The sequence below is a fragment of the Aeromonas sp. TW 6 genome (genome assembly GCF_013168745.1).
In the GTDB taxonomy this organism is placed as follows: Bacteria; Pseudomonadota; Gammaproteobacteria; order Enterobacterales; family Aeromonadaceae; genus Aeromonas; species Aeromonas caviae.
This window is the reverse complement of the sequence record NZ_JABERS010000002.1, coordinates 173,348-199,202: the sequence shown is the minus strand read 5'-3', so window position 1 is coordinate 199,202 and position 25,855 is coordinate 173,348. Positions and strand designations below refer to the sequence as shown.

The 25,855-nt window shown below is 61.2% G+C and carries 20 protein-coding genes and 1 pseudogene; 12 read left to right on the top strand and 9 right to left on the bottom strand.

Features of this window, described 5'->3' with window-relative positions; translation table 11 throughout:
* Positions 1-89: 89 nt before the first annotated feature.
* The 4 genes from HKD46_RS01805 to HKD46_RS01790 all read right to left on the bottom strand — a co-directional run bounded on the left by HKD46_RS01805 (position 90) and on the right by HKD46_RS01790 (position 4,498).
* Entirely contained in the window at positions 90-506 is a 417-nt protein-coding gene (locus tag HKD46_RS01805; protein WP_171864833.1) for a glycosyl hydrolase 53 family protein, read from the bottom strand.
* 123 nt (positions 507-629) lie between these two features.
* Positions 630-1,049 carry a hypothetical protein gene (locus HKD46_RS01800; protein ID WP_041212954.1) on the bottom strand — a complete coding sequence of 140 codons (420 nt, stop codon included), beginning with the start codon at positions 1,047-1,049 and terminating at the stop codon, positions 630-632.
* Between the two features lie 25 nt (positions 1,050-1,074).
* Positions 1,075-3,117, bottom strand: a complete 2,043-nt coding sequence (locus HKD46_RS01795) for a methyl-accepting chemotaxis protein (protein ID WP_171864832.1) — start codon at positions 3,115-3,117, stop codon at positions 1,075-1,077.
* 298 nt (positions 3,118-3,415) lie between these two features.
* Positions 3,416-4,498: an ABC transporter ATP-binding protein gene (locus tag HKD46_RS01790; protein WP_171864831.1), complete on the bottom strand. Its 1,083-nt coding sequence runs from the start codon at positions 4,496-4,498 to the stop codon at positions 3,416-3,418.
* A 561-nt stretch (positions 4,499-5,059) separates the two neighbouring features.
* Here HKD46_RS01790 and HKD46_RS01785 point away from each other — a divergent pair.
* The 9 genes and pseudogenes from HKD46_RS01785 to HKD46_RS01745 form a co-directional block, all read left to right on the top strand.
* The gene (locus tag HKD46_RS01785; RefSeq protein WP_171864830.1) at positions 5,060-6,289 is read left to right on the top strand and encodes an extracellular solute-binding protein; all 1,230 of its coding nucleotides are present in this window, start codon (positions 5,060-5,062) and stop codon (positions 6,287-6,289) included.
* Between the two features lie 78 nt (positions 6,290-6,367).
* Entirely contained in the window at positions 6,368-7,672 is a 1,305-nt protein-coding gene (locus tag HKD46_RS01780; RefSeq protein ID WP_171864829.1) for a carbohydrate ABC transporter permease, read from the top strand.
* A 12-nt stretch (positions 7,673-7,684) separates the two neighbouring features.
* Positions 7,685-8,536 carry a sugar ABC transporter permease gene (locus HKD46_RS01775; protein ID WP_041212959.1) on the top strand — a complete coding sequence of 284 codons (852 nt, stop codon included), beginning with the start codon at positions 7,685-7,687 and terminating at the stop codon, positions 8,534-8,536.
* Positions 8,537-8,558: 22 nt separating this feature from the next.
* A complete protein-coding gene (locus HKD46_RS01770; RefSeq protein ID WP_041212960.1) occupies positions 8,559-9,758 on the top strand; it encodes an arabinogalactan endo-beta-1,4-galactanase in 1,200 nt (399 codons plus the stop codon).
* Positions 9,759-9,821: 63 nt separating this feature from the next.
* Positions 9,822-11,876, top strand: a complete 2,055-nt coding sequence (locus HKD46_RS01765) for a beta-galactosidase (protein WP_171864828.1) — start codon at positions 9,822-9,824, stop codon at positions 11,874-11,876.
* A gap of 54 nt (positions 11,877-11,930) precedes the next feature.
* Complete coding sequence (locus tag HKD46_RS01760; protein ID WP_171864827.1) at positions 11,931-12,278, top strand: glucose PTS transporter subunit EIIB; 348 nt, start codon at positions 11,931-11,933, stop codon at positions 12,276-12,278.
* A gap of 1 nt (position 12,279) precedes the next feature.
* Positions 12,280-13,455 carry a glycosyl hydrolase 53 family protein gene (locus tag HKD46_RS01755; RefSeq protein ID WP_171864826.1) on the top strand — a complete coding sequence of 392 codons (1,176 nt, stop codon included), beginning with the start codon at positions 12,280-12,282 and terminating at the stop codon, positions 13,453-13,455.
* 44 nt (positions 13,456-13,499) lie between these two features.
* The gene (gene pykF / locus HKD46_RS01750) at positions 13,500-14,912 is read left to right on the top strand and encodes a pyruvate kinase PykF (RefSeq protein ID WP_041215309.1); all 1,413 of its coding nucleotides are present in this window, start codon (positions 13,500-13,502) and stop codon (positions 14,910-14,912) included.
* A gap of 162 nt (positions 14,913-15,074) precedes the next feature.
* Positions 15,075-15,348: pseudogene (locus tag HKD46_RS01745) on the top strand (leucine zipper domain-containing protein); the annotation flags it as partial.
* Between the two features lie 800 nt (positions 15,349-16,148).
* On the opposite strand, the gene HKD46_RS01740 reads toward HKD46_RS01745, so the two are convergent.
* Complete coding sequence (locus HKD46_RS01740) at positions 16,149-16,859, bottom strand: metallophosphoesterase (RefSeq protein ID WP_171864825.1); 711 nt, start codon at positions 16,857-16,859, stop codon at positions 16,149-16,151.
* Positions 16,860-17,078: 219 nt separating this feature from the next.
* On the opposite strand from HKD46_RS01740, the gene mprF reads away from it, so the two are divergent.
* Both mprF and HKD46_RS01730 read left to right on the top strand, forming a co-directional pair.
* Positions 17,079-19,634, top strand: coding sequence for a bifunctional lysylphosphatidylglycerol flippase/synthetase MprF (gene mprF / locus HKD46_RS01735; protein ID WP_171864824.1), 2,556 nt, complete (start codon positions 17,079-17,081; stop codon positions 19,632-19,634).
* A gap of 10 nt (positions 19,635-19,644) precedes the next feature.
* The gene (locus tag HKD46_RS01730; protein ID WP_171864823.1) at positions 19,645-20,358 is read left to right on the top strand and encodes an AcvB/VirJ family lysyl-phosphatidylglycerol hydrolase; all 714 of its coding nucleotides are present in this window, start codon (positions 19,645-19,647) and stop codon (positions 20,356-20,358) included.
* Positions 20,359-20,450: 92 nt separating this feature from the next.
* Here HKD46_RS01730 and HKD46_RS01725 read toward each other — a convergent pair whose 3' ends face one another.
* Genes HKD46_RS01725 through HKD46_RS01715 form a run of 3 tightly spaced genes read right to left on the bottom strand, consistent with a single transcriptional unit; the run spans position 20,451 to position 23,250 of the window.
* Positions 20,451-21,221 carry an ABC transporter substrate-binding protein gene (locus tag HKD46_RS01725; protein WP_171864822.1) on the bottom strand — a complete coding sequence of 257 codons (771 nt, stop codon included), beginning with the start codon at positions 21,219-21,221 and terminating at the stop codon, positions 20,451-20,453.
* A 53-nt stretch (positions 21,222-21,274) separates the two neighbouring features.
* Positions 21,275-22,090: a carbon-nitrogen hydrolase family protein gene (locus tag HKD46_RS01720; RefSeq protein WP_171864821.1), complete on the bottom strand. Its 816-nt coding sequence runs from the start codon at positions 22,088-22,090 to the stop codon at positions 21,275-21,277.
* An 8-nt stretch (positions 22,091-22,098) separates the two neighbouring features.
* Entirely contained in the window at positions 22,099-23,250 is a 1,152-nt protein-coding gene (locus HKD46_RS01715; protein ID WP_161470011.1) for a methionine aminotransferase, read from the bottom strand.
* A 115-nt stretch (positions 23,251-23,365) separates the two neighbouring features.
* On the opposite strand from HKD46_RS01715, the gene HKD46_RS01710 reads away from it, so the two are divergent.
* Positions 23,366-24,259 carry a LysR family transcriptional regulator gene (locus HKD46_RS01710; protein ID WP_160836895.1) on the top strand — a complete coding sequence of 298 codons (894 nt, stop codon included), beginning with the start codon at positions 23,366-23,368 and terminating at the stop codon, positions 24,257-24,259.
* 96 nt (positions 24,260-24,355) lie between these two features.
* Here the strand turns inward: HKD46_RS01710 and araA are convergent, their stop codons facing one another.
* Positions 24,356-25,855 carry an L-arabinose isomerase gene (gene araA / locus HKD46_RS01705; protein WP_171864820.1) on the bottom strand — a complete coding sequence of 500 codons (1,500 nt, stop codon included), beginning with the start codon at positions 25,853-25,855 and terminating at the stop codon, positions 24,356-24,358.

Sequence of the window (25,855 nt, the reverse complement as noted above, 5' to 3'; positions counted from 1 at the left end):
ACTGGGTTGCATTGATAATAGTCATGGCTTCGGGCGTGTCGGTTTTTTTTTGCGATTAAATCAGATCACAAACGAAGCCTTTTTTCTATCTATTTCAATTGGTTGTAGCTAAAGATCCTGTACATGAGCTGATCAAAGGTGTAGCTCTGCCAGGCTGCAGGTTTGGTTTGCTTGCCAGGATCAGCCCAGCTGTCGCTGTAGTGGAAGTCAATCAGCAGATCGAAACCGGCCGCCTTGGCCCGCTTGGCCTTGGCGATGACGTCATTGATGTTGTTCCAGCCATCGGCAGGATTGACCCATACCCTGAGCCGGATGGTGTTCATACCGTGCTCTTTCAGGGTCTTGAACAGATCTTGCTGCTGGCCTGCGTCGTTATAGAACTTGTACCCGGCTTTCTCCATCTGGGTCAGCCAGCTGACGTCAGCTCCCTTGACCATGGCCTCTCCCTGACCATGAAACAGCAGGGCGCCGCCAAGCAGCAGGGTGGTAAGCAGATGTCTCTTCATTGTTGTTATCTCCTGTCTGGATGTGTGTAGGGTGGCGACAGGGAGGCAGTCCCGCGCCGGGATGGCGTCGCTGTGCGGCGCCATCCCGGCGGAGGCTGGGGCCGCCTTGCGGCGGCCCTGGGATCACCCGGCGGGGGAGACGGTGACCTGGATGTGTTGGGGATCGCGGCGATCCAGGGTGATGCGATACTGGCCGTCGCTGGGCGGGGTGAACTTCATGTCGCTCCACTGCCAGCCGGCCTTGACTACCACCGGCTTGTCCGACTCGACCTTGGCGGCGGGGTCGAACTGGCCATAGGTGGTGTCGGCCTTCCACTTCTCATCGGCAATCTTGAACTTGTAGGCGCCGTGACTGGCCTGCAAGGCCACCTGGACCGACAGCAAGTCCCCTTGCTGGGTAACCAGTTGCTGGTCTGCCGGGGCCTCCCAGTTGTTCATCTCGCCGCGCAGGAACAGCGGGCGGGCAAGGGGATCCTCCTCGTTGGCCAGCGCGGGCTGGAGGCAGGCGATCAGGGTAGTCAGCAACAGTGTCTTCTTGAACATGGATGGTCCTCTCTGTGGTGTGTGATCAGGCGCTCTGCAGGGTGAAGCGGCGGGTCAGCGACAGTTGCTGCTGCGATAGCTGCTGCAACTGGTCGCTGGTCTGTGCCACCTTGGCCAGGGCGCCCTGGTTGTCGTCGGCAATCCGGGCGATGTTGGTAATGTTGCGGGCGATCTCGGCGCTGGTCTGCTGTTGCTGCAGGGTCGCGCTGGCGATACGGCTGCTCTGCTCGGCCACCTGCTGCAGCGCCTGGGATAGCTCGGCTAGGGTGGCGCAACCCGCGTCGCTGTCGGTGCGACTCTGGGCCATGGCGTCGTGGCAGCGCAGCATGGTGGCGACCGCACCGCGGGTGCTTTGCTGCAGATCGTCGATGATCCCCTGGATGCGGGTGGTGGAGTCTGCTGTGTGGTGCGCCAACTGACGCACCTCGTCGGCCACCACGGCAAAGCCACGCCCCTGTTCGCCGGCGCGGGCCGCCTCGATGGCGGCGTTGAGGGCCAGCAGATTGGTCTGCTCCGTGATGCGCTCGATCAGGGCGAGGATGTCACCGATGCTGACGCTCAATGTCTGCACCTGTTCCACGCTGCGGCGCGACTCCGCCAACTCGTCAGCCAGTTGCTGCAGCCGTTGACCGGTCGCCGCCCCACGCAGGCTGGCGGCGTGGGCCGCCGCGGCTATGTTGCCGAGGGTCTGCTCGGTCTGGCCTATGCTGCCGGCGACCTCGCGCACCGAGTAGTCCATCTCTTCCATGGCGCTGCAGACCCCTGTGGTTTCGTTGCGCTGCTCGCCGATGGCAAGTTGGGCGTAATGCTGGGCGTGCTGGTTCTGGCCGGCCATGCGGCCGAGGGCATCGGCGGTCTGAACTATCTGACCGAGCATGCCGCTCATCTCGTCGGCCAGGGCGTTGATGCCGGTCGCAAGCTGGCCGAACTCGTCGTTGCGCAGTAGCGGCACGCGTTGGCGCATGTCTCCCTGACTCAGGGCCTTGAGGGTGGTGAGGATGTGGTGCAGTGGCTGGCGGATGGCGCGCACCAGGTGCCACAGCACCAGGGCGCCGAGACCGAGGGAGAGCAACAGGCCGGCGCACAGCCCGAGGCGCAGCCAGAGCAGGATGGCGCCGCTGCCGGCGGTGCTGTGGCGAAGCTGAGCGTCGATCGCGGCGTCAAGCTCGCTCAGATCGCCTAGCAGGCTGTCGATAAGGCGGCTGGCCTGCACACTCTGGTTGCGCAACATGATGCTCTGTTCGACCAGCGTCAGGTGGCGTGCCGGCAGGCTCTCGGGGCCGGCCAGCAGGGTGGCGAGGGTATCGAACCTGGCACCCGTGCCGCGTTCCAGGCTCAGGGGCACGCCGAAGGCATCCTCCTGGCCGGCGAGCTGGCGTGCCAGCTCCTGGCGCAGTGCCGCCGCCTGTTCGCTGGCGCGTGCATTGGCAGCCAGACGTGCGGCAACGGGGGCCGGATCCTGCTGCTTGAGGATCTCCTGTGTGGCGCTGACCTGCTGTTCCAGGTTTGCCAGCAGGCGGCTCTTGAGCAGCACGGCGGGATGGCTGCCCAGAGGGGCGAGCAGCACATCGAGGGCGCTGGCAAGCTGGCGCGCCGTTTCGCCAAGGCGGGTGTCGGCCGCCAGCTTGCTCTGTTCGAGGCGGTTGTGGGCATAGTCATCGACCAGTTGCTGGGCCAGTTGCCAGTAGGCGGCCTGTTGCTCGCGCAGGCTCTCGACGCGCGCACTCTGTTGCGGCTCCCCCGCTATCTGTCGAGCCAAGGTGGCCAGATCCTGGTCGAAACGGGCCTGCCATTGCTGCATCTGCTCGCGGGCGGCGCCCAGCTCCTCCTCTCCGGTCTGCAACAATGCGTTGCCCAGATGTCGGTCGAGGGTGAAGAGATCGCGGGTCACGGCGCGGCTCTGCACCAGGGTCGGCGCGGTATAGCTGGCGAGCAGCCCCACCTGGTCGGCCAGCCGTTGGCCGGCGTAGAGAGAGAGGGCCACCGAGAGCAGCAGCAGCAACAGGATGACGGCAAAGCCCAGCGCCAGGCGCTGGATGATGGAAAGGTGACGAGCGCGCAAGTTCATGGTATCGATTACATATGGTTTTGAGTCAACCCAGCCTGATGACACAAGTGATAAGTCATATTTTATCAGTGCTTTACCTCGTTAAAAGATAAGGCCGCGATAAGGGAGGGCACCTGATTCTGATTTTTAGTGTAACGTTTTCATTGTTTTGTGAATCTTTTACACTCTTTCTCGGCACCCTTGTACGGGATTTGTCCAGGGTTGCGAGCCCGCTCTCATTTTGTGTCCCGCGCCCGGGGATAAAAAAAAGCCCCCGACTGGCGGGGGCAAAATGGATCGGGGCATGCAGTAGCCGCGTTCAGCGGCTGATCCTGAGCCCTTCGGCATTGAACACAAGGCAATTTTGCGGGGCAAAGAAGACATCCATTTTCTGGTACGGATGAAACTCCCCATCCCCTGCCAGCAGCAGCTTGAAGCCGTCGGTGCCGCAGCACTGACCGAACAGGTAGGTGCTGTTGCCAAGACGTTCCACTACTTCGCAAGTAAACGTGAGGTGGATGCCTTCAACTCCAGGGACGACATGCTCGGGGCGAAGCCCAAGGGAGATCTCGCTGCCCGGTTCGAGCTTCTCTGTGGGAATAGGCAGGGTGAGGTCCTGTTGGCCGGCAACCCTGACTCTTATCTGTTCCGGAGTCCATTCCAATACATTTGCTGGCAGGAAGTTCATTTTGGGTGACCCGATAAAGCCAGCTACAAAGCGGTTGCAGGGTTTGTAGTAGAGCTCCATTGGAGAGCCGACTTGTTCCACCTTGCCATAGTTCATCACGACTATCTTGTCGGCCAGGGTCATGGCCTCCACCTGATCGTGGGTCACGTAGATCATGGTGGTTTTGAGTTCCTGATGCAGCTTGGCGATGTGCAGACGCATCTCGACACGGAGTTCTGCATCGAGGTTGGAGAGGGGCTCGTCAAACAGGAAAACCTTGGGGTTACGCACGATAGCTCGGCCGATGGCTACACGCTGACGCTGTCCGCCGGAAAGTTGCTTGGGTTTACGGTCGAGCAAGTGGGAAAGTTGCAGTGTTTTGGCCACCATGCTGACCTGATGTGCAATCTCCTCTTTCGCCACACCATTGACCCGCAGGCCATAGCCCATATTTTCGGCCACCGTCATGTGGGGGTACAGGGCATAGGACTGGAACACCATGGCCACCCCGCGATGAGCCGGGGCTACATCGTTGACCACCTGCTCATCAATCGCAATGTGGCCGTCCGAAATCTCTTCCAGACCGGCGATCATGCGCAGCAGAGTGGATTTACCACAACCGGAAGGACCGACAAAGACGGTGAACTCACCATCTTCCACATCCAGATTCACATTATGTAGGGTCACATTGCTGCCAAAACGCTTGATCACATTGTTCAGTCTGATACTCGCCATGAGCTTTAACTCCTTGATAATAAATGCCTTAGCTGCAAATTCTGGGGGCGGTCATGCCCCTGCTGCGGCTTTTTTTGCCCTGGGAGGGAGAAGGCGTTTCACACCGTTTCACTCTGTGGCTTTAGCGGGACTATATCAGGCTGGTGTAAGCGGTTGCACAAAATGCTGTTTCTTTTGTGCATGAGATCACAGCCTTGATATGTGCTACTGGCAGGTAGAGCAAGCACCGCTTACCGTAGAGCCATTCGGTGTAATCGTTACCTTTTTTGCTGTTTCAGTGCACTCGAAGAGCTGTGCCAAGCAAAAATCAAGTGATAGAGCGTATTGCTCCGGATCTGATGTATAGGATTAAACCATTTATTTTTCATTGTATTAGGTGGTAGTGGGGTTGTGTCATAGAGGCCAGACCAGTCCGGCGTGTAATGTGGTTGTGCTTTGTTTTACACCCGAATTGGTAACAAGCTTCAGAAGTTACACCGACTGGATGGAATCGTAACACTCACTTTACCTACGTGGTCTGAGAAGACCTGCTTTTACCTGAGTTAGGGACAAGGAAATCATATGAAAATCAATAAATTGACCGTTTCAATGCTGCTGTCTTTGGGCGTGATGGGGCTGGGGCAGGTTGCCCGTGCCGCCGATGGCGAGCTGCTGGTGTGGGAAGACATCAAGAAATCCAATGGCATCGAAGAAGCGGTCAAGGCATTTGAAGCCAAGCACAACGTCAAGGTGAAAATCCTCGAAACGCCCTATGCCCAGCAAATAGAGAAGCTGCGCCTGGATGGACCGGCCGGTATCGGTCCGGATGTGCTGGTACTGCCCCATGATCAGGTGGGCACCGCCGTGGTGCAGGGGCTGATCAGCGAGATCAAGCCGGGGGCCGACTATCTGGCTGGTTTCACCAAACCTGCGGTGGATGCCCAGACTTATGAAGGCAAGCTCTATGGCCTGCCCAAGGCGGTGGAGACCATCGTCATGGTTTACAACAAGGACCTGTTACCCAAGGCTCCCGAGAGCTTTGACGAGCTGATCAAGGCTTCACAGACCCTGCGCGGGGAGAACAAATACGGCCTGCTCGCCAAGTTTGACGAGATTTATTACTCCTACGGTGTAGTCGCAGCCATGGGGGGTTATATCTTCGGCCAGAACCCCAACGGTTCGCTCAACGTCAAGGATGTGGGCTTGGCCAACCAGGGCTCGGTCGATGCAGTGAGTTTCCTCAAGCGTTTCTACAGTGAAGGACTTTTCCCGGCCGGTATCGTGGGTGAGACCGGTGCCAACGCCATCGATTCCCTGTTCACCGAGAAGAAGGCTGCTGCCGTCATTACTGGACCATGGTCGTTCCAGCCCTACAAGGATGCGGGGGTGAACTACGGTGTCGCACCGCTGCCGACATTGCCCAATGGCGAGCATATGCGCTCCTTCCTCGGCGTGAAAGGGTACAGCATCTCTACCTATTCCAAGCAGAAAGAGTTGGCGCAGCAGTTCATCGAGTTCATCAACCAGCCTGAGTACGCCAAAGTCCGCTTCGAGAAGACCGGTGAGATCCCGCCGCTCAAGGCGCTGATTGACGATCCGCTCATCAAGGATGACGAGAAATCCCGTGCCGTGGCCATTCAGGCCGGTTTCGCCACTCCGATGCCGAGCGTGCCCGAGATGCAAGAGGTGTGGACCCCTGCCAACAGTGCACTGCAGCTTGGCGTGACTGGCAAGCAGGATGTGAAGGCGGCACTGGAAGGTGCAGTCAAGAACATCAACATGCAGATCGAAGTCAACCACGCGCAGCAATAACACAAGTTGGGCGCAGGCCCAATTCGGGCCGGGCGGCATTCGTGGCCGCCCGGGCTCTTAATGGAAAGGAGGTACATTGTGGTTGTCGATTCCGGATCGCTTACCCAGATCGGTACAAGAACCCATCATGCCAAGGTGGCCGCCCTGCTCTCGCTGATCCCGGGACTCGGTCAGTGGTATAACCGGCAATGGGTCAAGGGCACCCTGTTTTTCACCGTCATGGCCTGCTTCTTCGGCGTATTCCATGATTTTCTATCTCAAGGGTTCTGGGGGCTGTTTACCCTCGGCACCGAGTTGCCCCGTGACAACTCCGTCTTCCTCCTGGCCAAGGGGGTTATCAGCGTACTGGTGGCCATCTTTGGTTGCGCCATCTACTACTGGAGCGTCCGCGACGCCTATATTAACGGCGATCGCCGGGATCGTGGCGTAGCGCTGACCAGTGTGCGCAAGCAATACCAGTTGCTGCTGAGCGAAGGGTTCCCGTATCTGATGATCACCCCGGGCTTCATCCTGCTGGTGTTCGTGGTGGTGTTCCCCATCATTTTTGGTTTCTCCATCGCCTTCACCAACTACGATCTCTACCACACGCCGCCGGCCAAGCTGGTGGACTGGGTGGGGATGAAGAACTTCATCAACATCTTCAAGCTCGATCTGTGGCGTTCGACCTTGCTCGACGTGCTGCAGTGGACCGTGATCTGGACGCTGATCGCCACCACGTTGCAATGCTCGGTCGGGGTGCTGCTGGCGATCCTGGTCAATCAGAAGGATCTGCGCTTCAAGCCGCTCATCCGCACCATCCTGATCCTGCCGTGGGCAGTGCCCGGTTTTGTCACCATTCTGGTGTTCGCCGGCATGTTCAACGAGACCTTTGGCGTCATCAACAACGGTATTCTGGCTTCTCTGGGTATCGACCCCAAGGCATGGATGACAGATCCCTTCTGGACCAAGACGGCCCTCATCCTGATGCAGACTTGGCTTGGCTTCCCGTTCGTCTTCGCCATGACCACTGGGGTGTTGCAGGCTATCCCGGATGATCTCTACGAGGCGGCCACCATCGACGGTGCCAGCACATGGCACAAGCTGACCACCATTACGCTGCCCCTGGTGCTGTATTCGATCGCTCCGATCCTCATCACCCAGTACACCTTCAACTTCAACAACTTCAACATTATTTACCTGTTCAACAACGGTGGACCTGCGGTGGCTGGTTCCAATGCCGGCGGCACCGACATCCTGGTCTCCTGGATCTACAAGCTGACCATGTCGTCATCCCAGTATGCGATTGCAGCGAGCATCACCATTCTGCTCTCCATCTTCGTGGTCGGCATTGCCCTGTGGCAGTTCCGTGCGACCAATTCGTTCAAGCAAGACGACATGGTGTAAGGAGATCCAGCCATGAGTGCCAAACACAGTCTGAAAAAGAGTAATGCCATCCGCCTGACCCTAAGCTATTTGCTGCTGGCTATGGTTGCGGTGATCATCATCTATCCCCTGATCTGGACGGTTGGAGCCTCTCTCAATCCGGGCAGCAGCCTGCTCAACACCTCGATCATCCCGGAAAACTTCTCCTTTATTCATTATCAGGAGCTGTTTGACGGTCGCATCGATTATGCCGCCTGGTACTGGAACTCGATGAAGATCAGCTTCCTGACCATGGTGTTGACCCTCATCAGCGTCAGCTTCACTGCCTATGCCTTCTCGCGTTTTCGTTTCCGTGGGCGGCAAAATGGCCTGATGTTGTTCCTGTTGTTGCAGATGGTGCCCCAGTTCTCGGCCCTCATCGCCATCTTCGTGCTGGCCCAGATGCTGGGTCTGGTCAACAGCCACCTGGCGCTGGTGCTGGTCTATGTGGGCGGCATGATCCCGATGAACACCTATCTGATGAAGGGTTACCTCGATGCCATCCCCAAGGATCTTGACGAGTCGGCGCGCATGGACGGGGCGGGCAACTTCCGCATCTTCATCGAGATCATCATGCCGCTCTCCAAGCCCATCATTGCGGTGGTTGCACTGTTCTCCTTCACCGGCCCGCTTGGCGACTTCATCCTGGCCAGCACCATATTGCGCACCCCGGATCAGTTCACCCTGCCCATTGGTCTCTACAACCTGGTCGCCCAGAAGATGGGGGCCAGCTACACCACCTATGCGGCGGGAGCTGTGCTCATCGCGGTGCCGGTGGCCATCTTGTACCTCTCCTTGCAGAAGTACTTCGTTTCCGGTCTTACCGCAGGTGGGACCAAAGGTTAATCCGTTAAACAGGACGTTCGACATGAAAATCAAGAAGACGCTGGTGATGGCGGCACTGCTCGCCACCGGCATGTTGGGTATGCATGCCCCCGCCGTGGCTGCCGAAAATGTGGTGGTGCAACCAGTTGTGGTACCGCAGGAGTTCATCAAGGGGGCTGATGTCTCCATGTTGGCCGAAGTAGAGAAATTTGGTGGCAAGTTCTTTGATGCCAGTGGCAAGCAACAGGACGCCATGGCAATCCTCAAGGAGAACGGCTTTAACTACATTCGCCTGCGCCTGTGGGTAGACCCCAAGGATGCTGACGGCAAGCCTTACGGCGGTGGTAACAACGATCTGGCTGCAACGATAGCGCTTGCCAAGCGTGCCAAGGCCCTTGGTATGAAGTTCCTGCTCGATTTCCACTACAGCGATTTCTGGACGGATCCGGGCCGCCAGAACAAGCCCAAGGCGTGGCGTACGATGTCAGTCGAGCAGTTGGCGGATGCCGTTTACGCCCATACCAAGGAAAGCATGGATGCCCTGGCAAAGGCCGGTGTGATGCCTGACATGGTGCAGGTCGGCAACGAGATCAACGGTGGCATGCTGTGGCCAGAGGGCAAGAGCTGGGGGCAAAACGGTGGGGAGTTTGATCGCCTGGCCACACTGCTCAAGGCTGGTGTACGTGCTGTGAAAGAGCACGGCAAAGATATCAAGGTGATGCTGCATCTGGCTGAGGGCACCAAAAACGACACCTTCGTCTGGTGGTTTGATGAAGTCGCCAAGCGCGAGGTGCCCTTCGATATCATCGGACTCTCCTTCTACACCTACTGGAATGGCCCCATCAGTGCCCTCAAGGCCAACATGGATGACATCAGCAAGCGCTATGGCAAGGATGTGATCGTGGTCGAGGCCGCCTACGGCTACACCACGGAGAACTGCGACAACGCCGAGAACAACTTCACTGCCAAGGAGGCGAGCGACGGTGGTTACCCGGCCAGCGTACAGGGGCAGGCCGACTTCCTGCGCGATCTGATCAAGAGCGTGGTGGCGGTACCGGACGGGCGTGGCAAGGGAGTCTTCTACTGGGAGCCAGCGTGGCTGCCAACCCCTGGTGCCACTTGGGCCACCAAGGCTGGGATGAAGTACAACAACGACGACTGGAAAGAAGGCAATGCCCGGGAGAACCAGGCGCTGTTTGACTGCTCCGGCCATGTGCTCCCCTCGATCAAGGTATTCAACTGACCCGGTTTCAACCGATAGGGCGACCGGCCATGGCCGGCGCCCCCTCGTTTTAGGAGATGTGTGATGTTCAAGTTTCCCCCGCTCAGTGAACGGGTGCCCGCTCTGCTGCATGGTGCTGATTACAACCCGGATCAGTGGCTGGATGATCCCCAGGTGTTCGAGCGCGATCTCGAGATGATGAAGCAGACCCGCTGCAACGTTATGTCGGTCGGCATCTTCAGTTGGTCTTCCCTGGAGCCACAAGAGGGGCGCTATGAATTCGGCTGGCTCGATACGGTGCTCGATCGTTTGCACGAAAACGGTGTGTCAGTTTTCCTCGCCACACCAAGTGGTGCTCGCCCGGCTTGGCTTTCCCAGCGTTATCCCGAGGTGCTGCGGGTCAGCAAGGAACGTGTGAAGGCACTGCACGGTGGTCGTCATAATCACTGCATGAGCTCGCCTGTCTATCGTGACAAGGTGCGTGCCATCAACGGCGCACTTGCCGAACGCTACGCTCGTCACCCCGGTGTCATCGCCTGGCACATCTCCAACGAGTACGGGGGCGAGTGCCACTGCGAGCTATGCCAGGGGCGCTTCCGTGACTGGCTCAAGGCCCGCTATGGCAGCATAGAAGCGCTCAACCACGCCTGGTGGAGCAGCTTCTGGAGCCACACCTACACCGACTGGTCACAGATCGAATCCCCGTCCCCCATCGGGGAAAGCTCGATCCACGGCCTCAACCTCGACTGGAAGCGTTTCAATACAGCCCAGGTAAGCGATTTCTGTGGCGAGGAGATCAAACCCTTGAAGGCGGTCAACCCGAGCCTGCCGACCACCACCAACTTCATGGAGTACTTCTACGACTATGACTACTGGCAGTTGGCCAAGGTGATCGATTTCATCTCCTGGGACAGTTACCCCCTGTGGCACAACAGTGGCGATGACTCGACCCTTGCGGCTTATACCGCCATGTATCACGACCTGATGCGAACCCTCAAGGGAGGTAAGCCCTTCTTCCTGATGGAATCGACACCGAGCCTGACCAACTGGCAGCCCATCAGCAAGCTCAAGAAGCCGGGGATGCACATCCTCTCCTCCTTGCAGGCGGTGGCTCACGGCTCCGACTCGGTGCAGTACTTCCAGTGGCGCAAGAGCCGCGGTTCGGTCGAGAAGTTCCACGGTGCCGTGGTCGATCACGTCGGTCACATCGACACCAGGGTGGGCAGAGAGGTGCAAGCACTTGGCGAGATACTGGCCAAGTTGCCTGAGGTTGCGGGTAGCCGTATTGAGGCGAAAGTGGCCATCATCTTCGACTGGGAGAGTCGTTGGGCCATGGATAACGCCCAGGGCCCGCGCAATGCCGGTCTCTTCTATGAGAAGACGGTGGCCGAGCACTACCGCCCCTTCTGGGAGGCAGGGGTGGCGGTGGATGTCATCAATGCCGACTGCACGCTCGATGGCTATGACCTGGTTATCGCCCCCATGCTCTACATGGTGCGCGATGGCTTTGCCGAACGGGTTGACGCCTTTGTCAAACGAGGTGGGCAGTTTGTTACCACTTACTGGAGCGGCATCGTCAACGAGACCGATCTCTGTCACCTGGGGGGATTCCCAGGGCCGCTGCGCCCGGTCCTTGGGATCTGGGCAGAGGAGATAGACGGTCTCTATGACGAGGAACGTAACGCCGTCTCGGGTCTTGCTGGCAACGAAGCCGGACTCTGCGGCCCTTACGAAGTCACTCACCTTTGCGATCTCATCCACCTGGAAGGCGCGAGGGCCCTGGCCAGCTATGACGGTGACTTTTATGCCGGACGTCCGGCGGTGACGGTCAACGAGCACGGGACAGGTCGCGCCTATTATGTCGCCTCGCGAAATGATCTGGCGTTCCAACGCGACTTCTTTGGCCATCTCATCGAGACCCTGGCCCTGCCGCGTGCTTTGCCAGCCTTGCCGGAGGGGGTCACCGCCCAGTGTCGCACCGACGGTGAACAGGTGTTCGTGTTCGTACAAAACTTCGCCAACGCCGAGCGTCTGGTCACGCTGCCGGGTGGTCACAGTGACATGGTGAGTGGTGAGGCGCTGAGTGACTCGCTGGTGCTGCCGCCATTTGGCTGCCGGGTGCTGCGTCGCGCCCGTTAATCGCGGGGCGGAGCCAGTGGCTCCGCCCTCTTTTTTCACGTTTAGGAGGTTCAAATGGTCAAGATGCAGGATTTCAAGCGGCTGTTCGCTGCCGCCCTCGGCCACAAGGGGGAGAAATCGGCCGAGGCGCCGCTCTCCGGGCTGGACGAGGCGGCCATTACCGCGCTCATCGCTGCCTTTGGTGGGCGCGACAACATAGTGGGCTTTGACGCCTGCCTGACCCGGCTGCGGGTCAGGGTCAATGCCCTGCAGTCGGTCGACAGCGAGGCTCTGCAGCATCTCGGCGCCATCGGCGTCATCATCATCGGCGACGAGGTACAGGCCATCTTCGGCAAGCGCTCGGACAACCTGCGTCGCGAGCTCGGTCAGTGGTTCGAGCTGCACGAGCCGGAGCAGCACTAGAATGCGTCCCCCGCTGAGCTGGCCACTGCTGGTCATGCTGGGAGCCCTCAGCGCCGGGGCTGCCCAAGCACCTCTCAACCTGCCCATCCGCGGGGCGGATGTATCTACACTGGCTGAACTCGAGCGCCTAGGTGTGCACTATCAGGACGGAACGCGGCAGGGGGATCTGCTGACTCTGATGCGTGAGCGTGGCCTCAACCTAGTGCGCTTGCGGCTGTGGGTAGACCCTTACTCGGCCAAGGGGGAGCCCTTTGGCGGTGGCAGCAACGATCTGGAAAGGGTGATTGCACTGGCACAGCGCAGCCGTGCTCTCAACTTGCCCTGGCTGCTCGATGTTCACTACAGCGACTTCTGGGCCGACCCGGGCAAGCAACACACGCCACGCGCCTGGCTGGGCAAATCGGACGCCGACCTGGCAGCGGTGCTGCATGATTACAGTGCAACCGTGATGCGTCGCCTGCGTGAGGCTGGGGTGCCACCGCAGATGGTGCAGGTCGGCAATGAACTCAATAATGGCATGCTGTGGCCACAGGGGCGATTGCACCGGCGGGAAGAAGCCGAGTTCGATCGCCTGGCCCTCCTGCTCAAGGCGGCCATTGCTGGGATCCGATCCGGCAGCGAGGGGGGGATCCGCCCTCGCTTGATGTTGCATCTGGCCGAAGGGGGCGATGAGGCCCAGTGCCTGCGCTGGTTCAAGGCGATGCAAGCGCGCGATGTGCCGTTCGACTTGGTGGGACTCTCATTCTACCCCTACTGGCACGGATCCCTGGGTGACCTCTCGCGCACCATGAACAGTCTGGCCACCCAGATCCGGCGTCCGCTGTTGGTGGTCGAGACCGCCTATGGTCACGACACCGTCAACCAGGATGGGGTCCGTAATGCTTTCGGTGAGCAGGAGGCCGGGCGCGGTGGGTTTGCAGCGACGCCCGAGGGGCAACTGGCGTTTCTCGATGCCCTACGTGCTGCAATCGCAGAGGTGCCAGATCGGCTCGGACTCGGGTTTGTCTACTGGGAGCCGGGCTGGATCCGGGTCCCTGGCGACAGTTGGGCCAGTCACGCCGGTATGGCGTTTCTCGGGATAGACGAACCCCTCGGTAATGGCTGGGAAAACCAGGCTCTGTTTGATCGGGAGGGCAGAGGATTGCCGGCGCTGGCCGCCTTTGCCCGTACCCGCTGACTATTTCACGTTAAAGAGATGACAATAGCACCATGAAGACTGACATGAAAAAGACCAAAATCGTCTGCACCATCGGTCCCAAGACCGAATCCAAAGAAATGCTGGGCAAGATGCTGGATGCCGGCATGAACGTCATGCGCCTGAACTTCTCCCACGGCGACTACGCCGAACACGGTGGTCGCATCAGCAACCTGCGCGCTGTCATGGCCGAAACCGGCAAGCACGCAGCCATCCTGCTGGACACCAAGGGTCCGGAAATCCGCACCATCAAGCTCGAAGGCGGCAACGACGTCTCCCTGGTCGCCGGCCAGACCTTCACCTTCACCACCGACCAGACCGTGGTGGGCAACAAAGACAAAGTCGCCGTCACCTATGCCGGCTTTGCCAGCGACCTGCGCGTCGGCAACCGCATCCTGGTTGACGACGGCCTGATTGGCCTGGACGTCATCGAAATCACCGAGCGCGAAGTGATCTGTAAAGTGCTCAACAACGGTGACCTGGGCGAGAACAAGGGCATCAACCTGCCGGGCGTCTCCATCAAGCTGCCGGCCCTGGCCGAGAAAGATAAGCGCGACCTCATCTTCGGTTGCGAGCAAGGCGTTGATTTCGTTGCTGCCTCCTTCATTCGTAAGAAAGAAGACGTGCTGGAAATCCGTGAGCACCTGAAAGCCCACGGCGGCGAGAACATCCAGATCATCTCCAAGATCGAAAACCAGGAAGGCCTGGACAACTTCGACGAGATCCTGGCTGTCTCCGACGGCATCATGGTTGCCCGTGGCGACATGGGTGTCGAGATCCCGGTAGAAGAAGTGATCTTCGCCCAGAAGATGATCATCGAGAAGTGCAACAAAGCCCGCAAAGTGGTCATCACCGCCACCCAGATGCTGGACTCCATGATCAAGAACCCGCGTCCGACCCGCGCCGAAGCTGGCGACGTGGCCAACGCCATCCTGGACGGTACCGACGCAGTCATGCTGTCCGGCGAGTCCGCCAAGGGCAAGTACCCGCTGGAAGCCGTGACCATCATGGCCACCATCTGCGAGCGTACCGATGCCGTGATGCCGTCCAACCTGTCTGCTGCCAACGACAGCAACAAGCTGCGCATCACCGAAGCGGTCTGCAAAGGCGCGGTCGAGACCTCCGAGAAGCTGGACGCCCCGCTGATCGTGGTTGCCACCGAAGGCGGCAAGTCTGCCAAGGCCATTCGCAAGTACTTCCCGAAAGCCTGGATCCTGGCCATCACCACCAACAAGAAGACCGCTGCCCAGCTGGTGCTGACCAAGGGTGTGGTTGCTCACGTGGTTGACTCCATCGCCTCCACCGACGACTTCTATCGCATCGGCAAAGAAGCCGCGCTGGAAATCGGCATGGGCGTGAAGGGTGATGTGGTTGTCATGGTCTCCGGTGCCCTTGTACCGAGCGGTACCACCAACACCGCCTCCGTTCATATGCTCTGAGCATCTTCTAATCACTAAGAGCCTCCGATGTGGTACATCGGGGGTTCTGTATATAGGGGAGTAATTTGGTCTCCCTAGCTGTGCTCTCTCTGTAGGTTGTTTACTCGGGGCATTCCAGGGGAATTGGAGGCGCCAACCAAACTAATCGCCGGAGATGTGCGAGTGAACAACCATAAAAATGCCCGCTTAACCGTCCTTGGTCGACAGCTTCTTGTCCGGCGCATCCTTGAACAGGGCCTGCGTGTTGAAGAGGCGGCTCACGCTGCCGGGTCACTACCCGAGCAGCTGACAAGTGGCTCACTCGATATCGTAAGGAGGGACCTGATGGCTTGCTCGGTCACTCTTCTTGCCCTCATGCCATCGATGACCAGCGCCAACAGGGATTATCGAACTGCGCAAGCAGCAACAAACCTATCGATCCATCAGTCATGGGATGGTGGTGGTAGCCTGTGTGTGAATGTAAACCATCATGCCGCATCAATCGCGCCATCGGGCGTTTCCCACAGGTCTCGCCCATCTCTCGCAGCTAAGCGTAAGAACTAGCTAGGCAGGATGTGGCGGAAGCGCCATTTGGTGTTTTTGGCATGGGGTCGACCCGGCAAGCGGCGAGATATTGCTCGGTGTATTGCTGGGCCGGGATGACCGAATGCGGTTGGTCTATGGGCTGTTGATTGGTGCTTTCTACATAGATGAGCTTTGTGGACTCGTTTGGTTTCGTTTAAATTTTGCCGCAATGTATTGAAATATAACTACAAATTGAACTTCTGCAGTTTATGGTCACGAACTTCTGCATGATGTGTTTCACATATGAAACAGCGGACTGGCTTTACTGGTTTTTTTTGCGGCCAAAGCGGATGAAGTCCTGACCCTTCAGTTACTCACACGAACAGCGTTGCTATCTGTAGCAATGCCCTCAAATTTCACCATGTCCCAATTGTGTACCAACACTACCGGCATTAAAGCCATAAGCCCATGCAAATCAAAGCATTAAAAAAGAGATATTGCAAAACGTGGAAGTAGAAGGTGGGCCCGCTGGCCGGGTGCGCTGATGTGCTCATGTTGCTCGAAAGGAGTATCCGATGACGGCGGCGCCTGGCGCCTGGGTGGGGGTGCCATGCACCGCAATTGCCTGCATGGTAAACCATCGCGCTGGCAGAGCGAAGTCCGGGGCGTTCGCCTGGCGCTTTAATGGGCAGTGGGCGTTGTCCGTGAGCCTGGTCATCCCATCGGTCCGGCTCAGGGCAGGGGAAAGTGAGGGGTCAGGGTATTGAGGTCCAGCAGGGTGAAGTAGCCGCCCTCCTCGGGATACCAGCCGCCGGTGTCGATGTAGTGGACGTTGCCAAGGCGCACCGGCACCCTCACCGGAGTGTGGCCCACCACCAGGGCGGCGAGATCCGCGACCCCGTCCTCGTCCAGCCGTTCGATACGGCGCCTTGACCAGAGGCAGACGTTCTTGATGGCCCGAAGCCGTCCGCCGCTCACCCCGGCATCGAGTTGGTCCAGCAGCCCCTGCCAGGAGGAGAAGGGGCAATCGGCGTGAAGCAGCCCGACGGGGCCGGCCGTGGTGGCCACCTCGATGGCCAGGGGCAGGCTGCGGTAGTGGACGGCGAACGCCGCCTGCTCGGCAGGGGTCAGCTGCTGAAACCAGCCGCCGCCGTTTCGGATCCAGTTCTCCCGATCGCAGCTCTCGTAACGGCAGACGTAGTCGTCGTGATTGCCGCAGACCGGGTGAAACCAGGGTCTGGCCAGCCAGTGGATCACCTCGCTGCACTCGGGCCCGCGATCCGCCAGATCCCCGACGCTGAAGAGACGGTCCCGGGCGGGATCAAAATCCAGGGTGTCGAGGGCCTGCTGCAACAGGGCGAAGTGGCCGTGGATGTCGCCGACGGCCAGATCGCGCCCCTGGGCGTTTTGGGGGAAGCGTCTTATCAGGGGGGAGGGTGTCATGGCGTCTCCTGCCTCTATCCCGGACGGGGATGTTTTGTCTGCCTGTACATAAGGTTACAGAAGAAAAGTGGCGAGCGGGCAGGGCCTGGTAAATCATAGGATTGCCCCCGTGAACGTGCGGCGTCACGCGCCGCCTGTGGGGGAGTCACTCCGGGAGGGCGCCTTGTCCGCCCGCTTTCGGAGGCTCTCTTTCTCCACGCTTTTTGACAGGAATCTTGAATGCGGCGTCAGCTGTTGATCTGGATAGGCCCCCTGTGCAGCCTGCTGCTGCTGGGGGCGGCCTTGACCGTCCTCTATCATTTGACCCACCTGTGGCACTGGCACGACATCCGCCAGGCCATCTGGTCACAACCCTTGCCGCAGTTGGGGGGGGCCCTGCTGCTCACCCTGCTCAGCTATGGTTGCCTCTGCTGCTACGATCTGCTGGCCCTGAAGGTGCTGGACAAGCGATTGCCCTGGCAGCAGGTGGGGATGACCTCCTTCATCGCCTACACCTTCTCCAACACCCTGGGCTTTGCGTTGCTCACCGGCTCCTCGGTACGCTACCGGCTCTACTCCTCCCTGGGGCTTGGCACCGGGGAGGTGGCCAGGGTGATCCTCTTTTGCTCCATCACCTTCTTCCTTGGTCTGCTGGGCTGGGGGGGCAGTGCCCTGCTGCTGGGGCAGGGGGCGGCCCTGCTGGTGGACTGGCCCCGCTGGGCGACCGGGTTGTTGCAACTGGCGGGGGGCCTGGCCCTGCTGACGGTGCTGGCATATCTGGTGTGGCCGGGGGCAGCCCTGGTCTGGCGCGGACACCCGCTGTTGCTGCCGCGCATCAGATACCGCCTGCTGCAACTGCTTATCGCCCTGCTCGACTGGATGGCCGCCGCCGCCGTGCTCTATGTGCTGCTGCCATCGGGCAGCGTGCCCTATCCGGTACTGCTCAGTGCCTTCGTGCTCTCCAGCCTGCTCGGGGTGCTGGCCCATGTGCCGGGGGGCATCGGGGTCTTCGAGGCGAGCATGAGCCTGCTGCTCACCTACTATCTGCCGGTGGACAAGCTGCTCGCCTCCCTGCTTATCTACCGCTGCACCTACTACTTCCTGCCCTTCCTCTGTGCCCTGCTGCTGTTCGCAGGTCAGGAGCTGCTGCAACAGCGGGCCCGCCTACACCGGTTGCAGGGAGTGATGATGGCGACCCGGGAGTTTGTGCCCGCCCTGGTGAGCATGGGCACCTTCGCGGCGGGCACCCTGCTGCTCTGCTCCGGGATGATCCCGACCATGAAGGGGCGCATCGAAGCCTTCCTGCAGGTGCTGCCCCTGCACCTGCTGGAGCTCTCCCATGTGCTCGGCAGCGTCAGCGGCGTGTTGCTGCTGTTGCTGGCCCACAGCCTCTACCGCCGTCATGACGGGGCATTCAGGATCACCCAGTGGCTGCTGGGGCTTGGCATGCTGTTCTCCCTGTTCAAGGGGTTTGACTGGGAGTCGGCCCTGCTGCTCGGGGGCTTCTTGCTCATCATCACCCCCTGCCGCCCCCTCTTTTATCGCAAGGGTTCCCTGCTTCACGCCCGCTTCACCCCTTCCTGGCTGATGTCGGTGGGGGCCGTGCTGCTGGGGGCCTTGTGGTTGCTGCTCTTCTCCTACCGCCATGTGGAGTACGACCCCTCCCTCTGGCTGCACGTCTCGGCCCACGGGCCCGGGGCCGCCTCCCGTGCCCTGCGCGCCATGGGGAGCGTCATCGGGGTGCTGGCGGTGGTCGGGGTGGCCCATCTGCTGGCTCCCTTGCGCCTGGCCGTCGGCAAGCCGGATGCCGAGGCGCTCTCCCGTGCCCATGGGCTGGTGATGCGGGCAGGGGGAGGCCACGGCTACCTGGCCCAGCTCGGGGACAAGTCCCTGCTGTTCCACCCAAGCGGCGAGGCCTTCCTCATGTACGGGGCCGAGGGCAGCAGCTGGATAGTGATGGGGGATCCCGTCGGCCAGCCCTCCCTCGTGGAGGAGCTGCTCTGGCAGTTTCGCGAGCGCTGTGACGAGCACGACGTCAGCCCGGTCTTCTACCAGGTGTCGGCCCGATATCTGCCTGTCTATCTGGATCTCGGGCTCATCCCCTTCAAACTGGGGGAGGAGGCCATCGTGGATCTGCCGAGCTTCGATCTCGCCGGCAGTCGCCTGCGCAACCTGCGCCAGAGCCACGCCAAGGGCAAGCGGGAAGGGCTGCGCTTCGAGGTGGTGGCCCCCGGTGAGATTGCCCCCCTGCTGCCCGAGTTGAAGGGGATCTCCGACAGCTGGCTGCACAGCAAGCAGGGCAGGGAGAAGGGCTTCTCCGTGGGCAGTTTCGATCCTGCCTACCTCACCCTCAACCCGATGGCGCTGGTGCGGCGGGAGGGGCAGATCGTCGGGTTTGCCAACCTCTGGACCAGCGACAACAAGGAGAGCCTCTCCATCGATCTGATGCGCTACAGCCTGGACACAGGGGCGGCGCCTGTCATGGATTTCCTGTTTGTCGAGCTCCTGCTGTGGGGCAAGCAGGAGGGGTATGCCAGCTTCAACCTGGGGATGGCCCCCATGTCAGGCTTCAACGACAACCCCCTCGGCGGTTACTGGGCCCGCCTTGGCAACACCCTGTTCACCCGAGGCAGCCGTTTCTACAACTTCCAGGGATTGCGGCGTTACAAGGAGAAGTTCGGCCCAAGGTGGGAGCCCCGCTACCTGCTCTGTACCGGTCATCTGGTGCTGCCCCGCACCCTGACTCACCTCGTCTCCCTCATCAGTCGCGGCCCCTTCGGGCTCATGAAGAAATAGGAGTTGGCCCATGAGAGCCATGTTGTTGCTGTTGATTTGCTGTTTCGTCTCTTCGTTCACCTTGCCGGCAGTGGCCGCCCAGCCGGGGCGGGTCGGCGCGGATCTGGGGCTGGTGGAGTTGCCGGTGGCGCAAGCCTCGTCTTCCCCCATGGTGGTCTTCATGAGCGGGGATGGCGGCTGGGCGGCGCTGGACAAGGGGCTCAGCGCCCAGTTGCAGGCCCACGGCATGCCGGTGGTGGGTTGGAGCTCGCTTTCCTATTACTGGAAGAAGAAGACGCCGGAGCAGGCGACGGCGGATCTGGTGCGCATCCTCACCGAGTACCAGTCCCGTTGGGGGCGCCAGCGCTGGTTGCTGGTGGGTTTCTCCTTTGGTGCCGAGATAGTGCCCTTCGTCATCAATCGTCTGCCGCCAGCCTATCGCGACAGCCTGGCGGGGGCCGTGATGCTCTCCCCCTCGACGGCGTCGGATTTCGAGATCCATGTCAGCGACATGGTGGTGCACGACAAGGGGGGCCGCTATCCCACCCTGCCGGAGGTGACACGGATCCAGACTCTGCCGCTGCTCTGCGTGCAGGGAGCGGAGGACGACTCCCCGGTCAAACTCTGTCCGCGCTTGCAGCAGCCGAACGTGACGACGGTGACCCTGCCGGGCTCCCACCACTTCGACGACAACTACCAGACCCTGTATCAGGAGATTGCCGGGCACCTGGGCCTGGCCCAATAACGGCGAGAGGCCGGGAAAACGACACAGGGCGGCCAATGGCCGCCCTGTTGCCGTGGCCCCTTGCAACTGTCCAGGGGGCCGGCATGCCGGGATCAGAGCAGATCTTCGAGCTGGTACTTCTTGAGCAGGGTGTTGAAGGTGCCGTCTGTCTTGACGCTCTCGATGGCGGCATCGAAGCGGGCCTTGAGCTTGTCATCGTGCTTGCGAAGGGCCACCGCCACCCCTTCTCCCAGGATCTTGTCCTGGGTGCCGTTGAACTGGGGACCGACGAAGGCGAACTGCTTGCCCATCTCCTTGTCGAGGAAGCCCACCTTCAACTGCACCATGTTGCCGAAGGTGTAGTCGGCGCGGCCGGACTGCAGATCCAGCATGGGGGACTGGGCGTTGACGTAGCGCTTGATCTTGGCCACCTCGCCATAGCGGGCGGTGACGAAGTTGTCCTGGGGGGTGCCCTCCTGCACCGCGATCACCTTGCCCTTGAAGTGGGCCGGATCGTCTGCAAAGTCGGCGGCCTTGTCGCTGCGCCCCACGAAGCGGTTCTGCATCATGTAGTAGACCTGGCTGAAGTCCACTTTCTGGCGCCGCTCGTCCGTGATGTTCATGGAGGACATGATGGCGTCGTACTTGCGCACCTGCAGGCCGGGCAGCAGGGCATCCCAGGGCTGGTTGATCACCTCGCACTCGGTCTTCATGGCCGCGCACAGGGCATAGGCCAGATCGACCTCGAAGCCGCCGAGCTTGCCGCTGCTGTCGACCATTTCGAAGGGGGGATAGGTGGCATCGGTGGCGATCACCAGGGGTTTGGCGGCGGCCTGGCCGGCGGTGGCCAGGGCCATCAGCATCATCAGTGTGTTGAGTTTCATGGTCAGTCCCTTGAAGTGTGGTGTCATTCCTAGCGTGCTAAAGGGTGCCGGCCTCAAGGGCCGACGGCTATCTTGCGATGGGTTAGGGCCGGCAACTGGTTGCGCACCGTGCGCTGTGCTGCCAGATCCAGGGTGGCGATGGCCAGGCCCTGACCCTCCTCTACCTGGGCCAGTATCCGGCCCCAGGGATCGATGATCATGCTGTGGCCGAAGGTGCGCCGCCCACCGGGGTGGTGTCCCCCCTGGGCACTGGCAAACACGAAGGCCAGGTTTTCCACCGCCCGGGCCCGCAGCAGCAGCGCCCAGTGCGCGAGCCCGGTGGTGTGGGTGAAGGCCGCGGGCAGGGCGATGAAATCGGGGGCGGGCCCCAGGCGAAACAGCTCCGGGAAGCGCAGGTCGTAGCAGATCCCGAGGCGCAGCACGCCCCAGGGCAGGGGATGGCTCACCACCTCCCGGCCCGGGGTCATGGTCGCGGCCTCGTCATACTGCTCCTGCCCGGTGCAAAAGCCAAACAGGTGCAGCTTGTCGTAGCGGCTTGCGAGCTGCCCTTGCGGGTCGATGAGCAGGCTGCTGTTGTGCATCTTGCCGGGCTCGTGGCTGGCAAGCGGCAATGTGCCGGCCAGGATCCAGACGCCGAGCTCCCGGGCCAGCCTCTGTACCCAGGCCAGCAGGGGGTGATCGCCAGCGGGGGCGGCCAGGGCCACCCGCGCCCGCTCATCAACCGGCATCAGGTAGAAGTATTCGGGCAGCAGGGCCAGTTCTGCCCCCTCGGCCGCGGCCTGACGCAGCAGCGCCTCGGCCTGGGTCAGGTTGTGGTCAAGGTCATCCCCGGAGACCATCTGGAGGACGGCAACGCGCAGTGAATCCATGGAGCCCCCTAGACGGCGCACAGGCGCTCGGCGCCCGCCAGGAGGGTGTCGTCATCCTTGGAGAAGGAGAGGCGGATGACTCTTTGATCCGTGCCGTCGTGATAGAAGGCGGAGACCGGAATGGTGGCGACCCCGTGATCGCGGATGAGCCGCTGCACGAACAGGCTGTCCGGCTCGTCGCTTACCCGCTCGTAGCTTGCCAGCATGAAGAAGCTGCCCGCCGAGGGGAGCAGGGTCAGGCGCGAACCGGCCAGGGCCGAGGTCAGCAGGTCGCGCTTGCGCTGGTAGAAGGCTGCCAGCCCCTGATAGTGGGCCGGTTGCTGCAACAGGTGGGCGAAGCCGTACTGCATGGGGGTGTCGGCGGCGAACATGGCGAACTGGTGCACCTTGCGGATCTCCTCCATCAGGGGACGGGGAGCCACGCAGTAGCCCACCCGCCAGCCGGTGACGTGGAAGGTCTTGCCGAAGGAGAAGACGGCGACGGAGCGCTCCACCAGCTCCGGATAGCGGATGACGCTCTGGTGCAGGGCGCCGTCGAACACCACGTGCTCGTACACCTCGTCCGAGAGGATCAGGATGTCGGTGCCGCGCACCAGGCGGGCGAGGCGCTCCTGATCCCCTGCCTGCCAGACGGTGCCGGTGGGGTTGTGGGGGGTGTTGAGCACTATCATGCGGGTGCGGGGGGTGATGCGGGCGGCCACCTCGTCCCAGGGAATGGCGAAATCCGGCGCCTTGAGGGCGATCACCACAGGGGTGGCTCCCTGCAACTGGATCATGGGGCGGTAGCTGTCAAACGCCGGCTCGAACATGATCACCTCGTCGCCGGGGTGAACCAGGGCGGTGATGGCGCAGAACAGGGCTTCGCTGGCGCTGGCGGTGATGGTGATCTCCTCGCCCGCGTCATAGTGATGGCCGTAGCTGGCTGCAATCTTGGCCGCCAGTTGTTCGCGCAGGGCAGGCAGCCCCGTCATGGGGGCGTACTGGTTTTCACCGGCCAGCATGGCCTCGTGGGTCACCCGGATGAGCTCGGGATCGCAGGGGAAGCTCGGCGCCCCCTGGGAGAGGTTGATGCTGGGATGGCGGGCGGCCAGATCCCCGATCACGGTGAAGATGGTGGTGCCCACCTGGGGCAGTTTGCTGGAAACCTGGGGAATGGACATGGCGCCGTCACCTGCGTGTGTGAAAGAGGTCCCTTTTTAGCCCCCCCAAGGCTTGCCGGACAACGGATTATTCGGCATGGTATGCATGAGTTTTTCTCAAGCATGGAGGCTTGTCATGTTGTCCACCCAGCCGCGTACTCAGTTGCCTCTCTATGGCCTGCAGGTCTTCGAGTGTTCTGCCCGCCACCTGAGTTTTACCTTGGCCGCCGACGAGCTGTGCGTGAGCCAGGGGGCGGTGAGCAAGCAGATCGCCCAGCTGGAGGCGCGCCTGGGCCACCTGCTGTTCGTGCGCGGCACCCGTTGCCTCACCTTGACCCCCGCCGCCGAGCGGCTGCTGCCTTTCGTTCGTGAAGGGCTGGCCCGCATGGGGGAGGGGCTCAGCGCCTTGCAGGCCCTGCCCCACGAGCAGGCGATCAGCATCAAGGTGCCCTCCTGCGCCAGCCGCTGGCTGCTGCGGCGGTTGCAGGCGTTCGAGGGGGAGGCGGTGGAGGTGCGTGGCAGCCACAGCCATGGCATCGACTTCTCCCGGGAGCCCTTCGATCTCGCCATCGTCTACCAGCCCTGCCTGGGGCGCTATCCCCACAGCCAGCCCCTGTTTCGGGAACGGCTGACCCCGGTCTGCGCCCCGGCGTTTGCTGCCAAGCATCGTCTGTTCGAGCGCGACCTGAACGAGCTGCCCCTGCTGCCCCTCATCCATGCCAGCGCCGATAGGCGGGACTGGCGCAACTGGTTTGCCGCCTTCCTCGACATCCCCTGGCAGCCCCAGGGGGGGCAGCTGTTCGATACCCTGGACTTGGCGATGAATGCCGCCTTGCAGGGGTTTGGCCTCTCTCTCGGGGATCCCACCATAGTGGCCGAGGAGCTGGAGAGCGGCGCCCTGGTCGCCCCCTTTGCTCCCGTGCTGGAGACGGATCACGAATACGCCCTGCTCGCCCGCCCCGACAGCCGGCGCCACGGGGTGCAGCGAGTCTGTCACTGGCTGCTGGAGGGGGAGGAGGGTCATCCCTGAGGGGACGCGAAATGAAACAGCCCCGCGGGCGGGGCTGTTGTCAGGCGAATACCATATCCATACAGTCATGGTGATGGCCGCTTGCCGATTAAAGGGTCACTGGCAGATCTTGTAGTAGACCTCGTTCCAGCGCAGTTGCTCCTTGAGCGCGGGGATGCGGGTATGCTCGTCGATGACCACAAACTCGATGCCCATGATGTCGGCGAAGGTGCGCAGCTGCTCGATGTCCACCGCCTGGGTGAACACCGAGTGGTGGGCGGCGCCCGCAAGGATCCAGGCCTCGGCGCTGGTCTGCAGGTCCGGGAGGGGTTTCCACAGGGCGCTGGCCACCGGGAGTTTCGGCATGGCCTCTGGCAGGTCCACCACTTCCAGCTGATTGACCACCAGACGGAAGCGGTTGCCGAGATCGATGAGGCTGGCGTTGACCGCCTTGCCCGCCGGGGCCGCGAACAGCAGGCGGGCCGGATCGGCCTTCTTGCCTATGCCTAAATGCTGGGCGTCCAGCACGGGTTTGCCTGCGGCGATGGAGGGGCAGACTTCCAGCATGTGGGCCCCCAGCACCAGGTTGTTGCCCGCTTCCAGATGGTAGGTGTAGTCCTCCATGAAGGAGGCACCCCCCGCAAGGCCATATCCCATCACTTTCAGGGTGCGCAAGAGGGCCGCGGTCTTCCAGTCCCCTTCTGCCCCAAAACCGAAGCCTTGCTCCATCAGGCGCTGGCAGGCGAGGCCCGGCAGCTGGTGCAGACCATAGAGATCTTCGAAGGTGGTGGTGAAAGCGCCAAAACCACCGTCGGTGAGGAACTTCTTCATCCCCAGCTCCTGGCGCGCCGCTTCATACAGGGAGGCACGAAGCCCCCCACCCGCGTGCACCGCCTCGGTCAGGGTGTAGGTCGCCTCATATTCGGCCAGCAGCGCCTCGATGTCGCTCTTGGGCACGGCATCGATCACCTTGACCAGATCGCCGACCGGGTGGTAGTTCACCTGGTAGCCGAACTGGATCTGGGCCTCAATCTTGTCGCCCTCGGTGACCGCCACGTTGCGCATGTTGTCGCCAAAACGGGCAATCTTGAGGTGGCGGCTGTCGTGGATGGCGGCGGCGATGCGCATCCAGTTGCCAATCTTCTGTCTGGCCTCTTCATCCTGCCAGTGACCCACCACCACGGTGCGGGGCAGCCGCAGGCGGGCCCCCATGAAGCCGAACTCGCGCCCGCCGTGGGCGGTCTGGTTCAGGTTCATGAAGTCCATGTCGATCTCGCTCCAGGGGAGATCCCGGTTGAACTGGGTGTGGAACTGCAGCAGGGGCTTTTGCAACTGGCTCAGCGCCGGGATCCACATCTTGGCGGGGGAGAAGGTGTGCATCCACACCATGAGCCCGGCGCAGCGCTGGTCGTGGTTGGCATCCCGGGCCACCGCGCTGATTTCATCCAGGGTGGTGCCGGTGGGTTTGAGCACTATCTTGAGGGGCAGGTTCGCCCCTTCGTTGAGCTGGCTGGCGATGGTGTGGGCGTGATCGGCCACCTGCTTCAATGTGGTGGCGCCATACAGGTGCTGGCTGCCGACCAGGAACCACACTTCCAGCTGTTTCATCAATTCCAT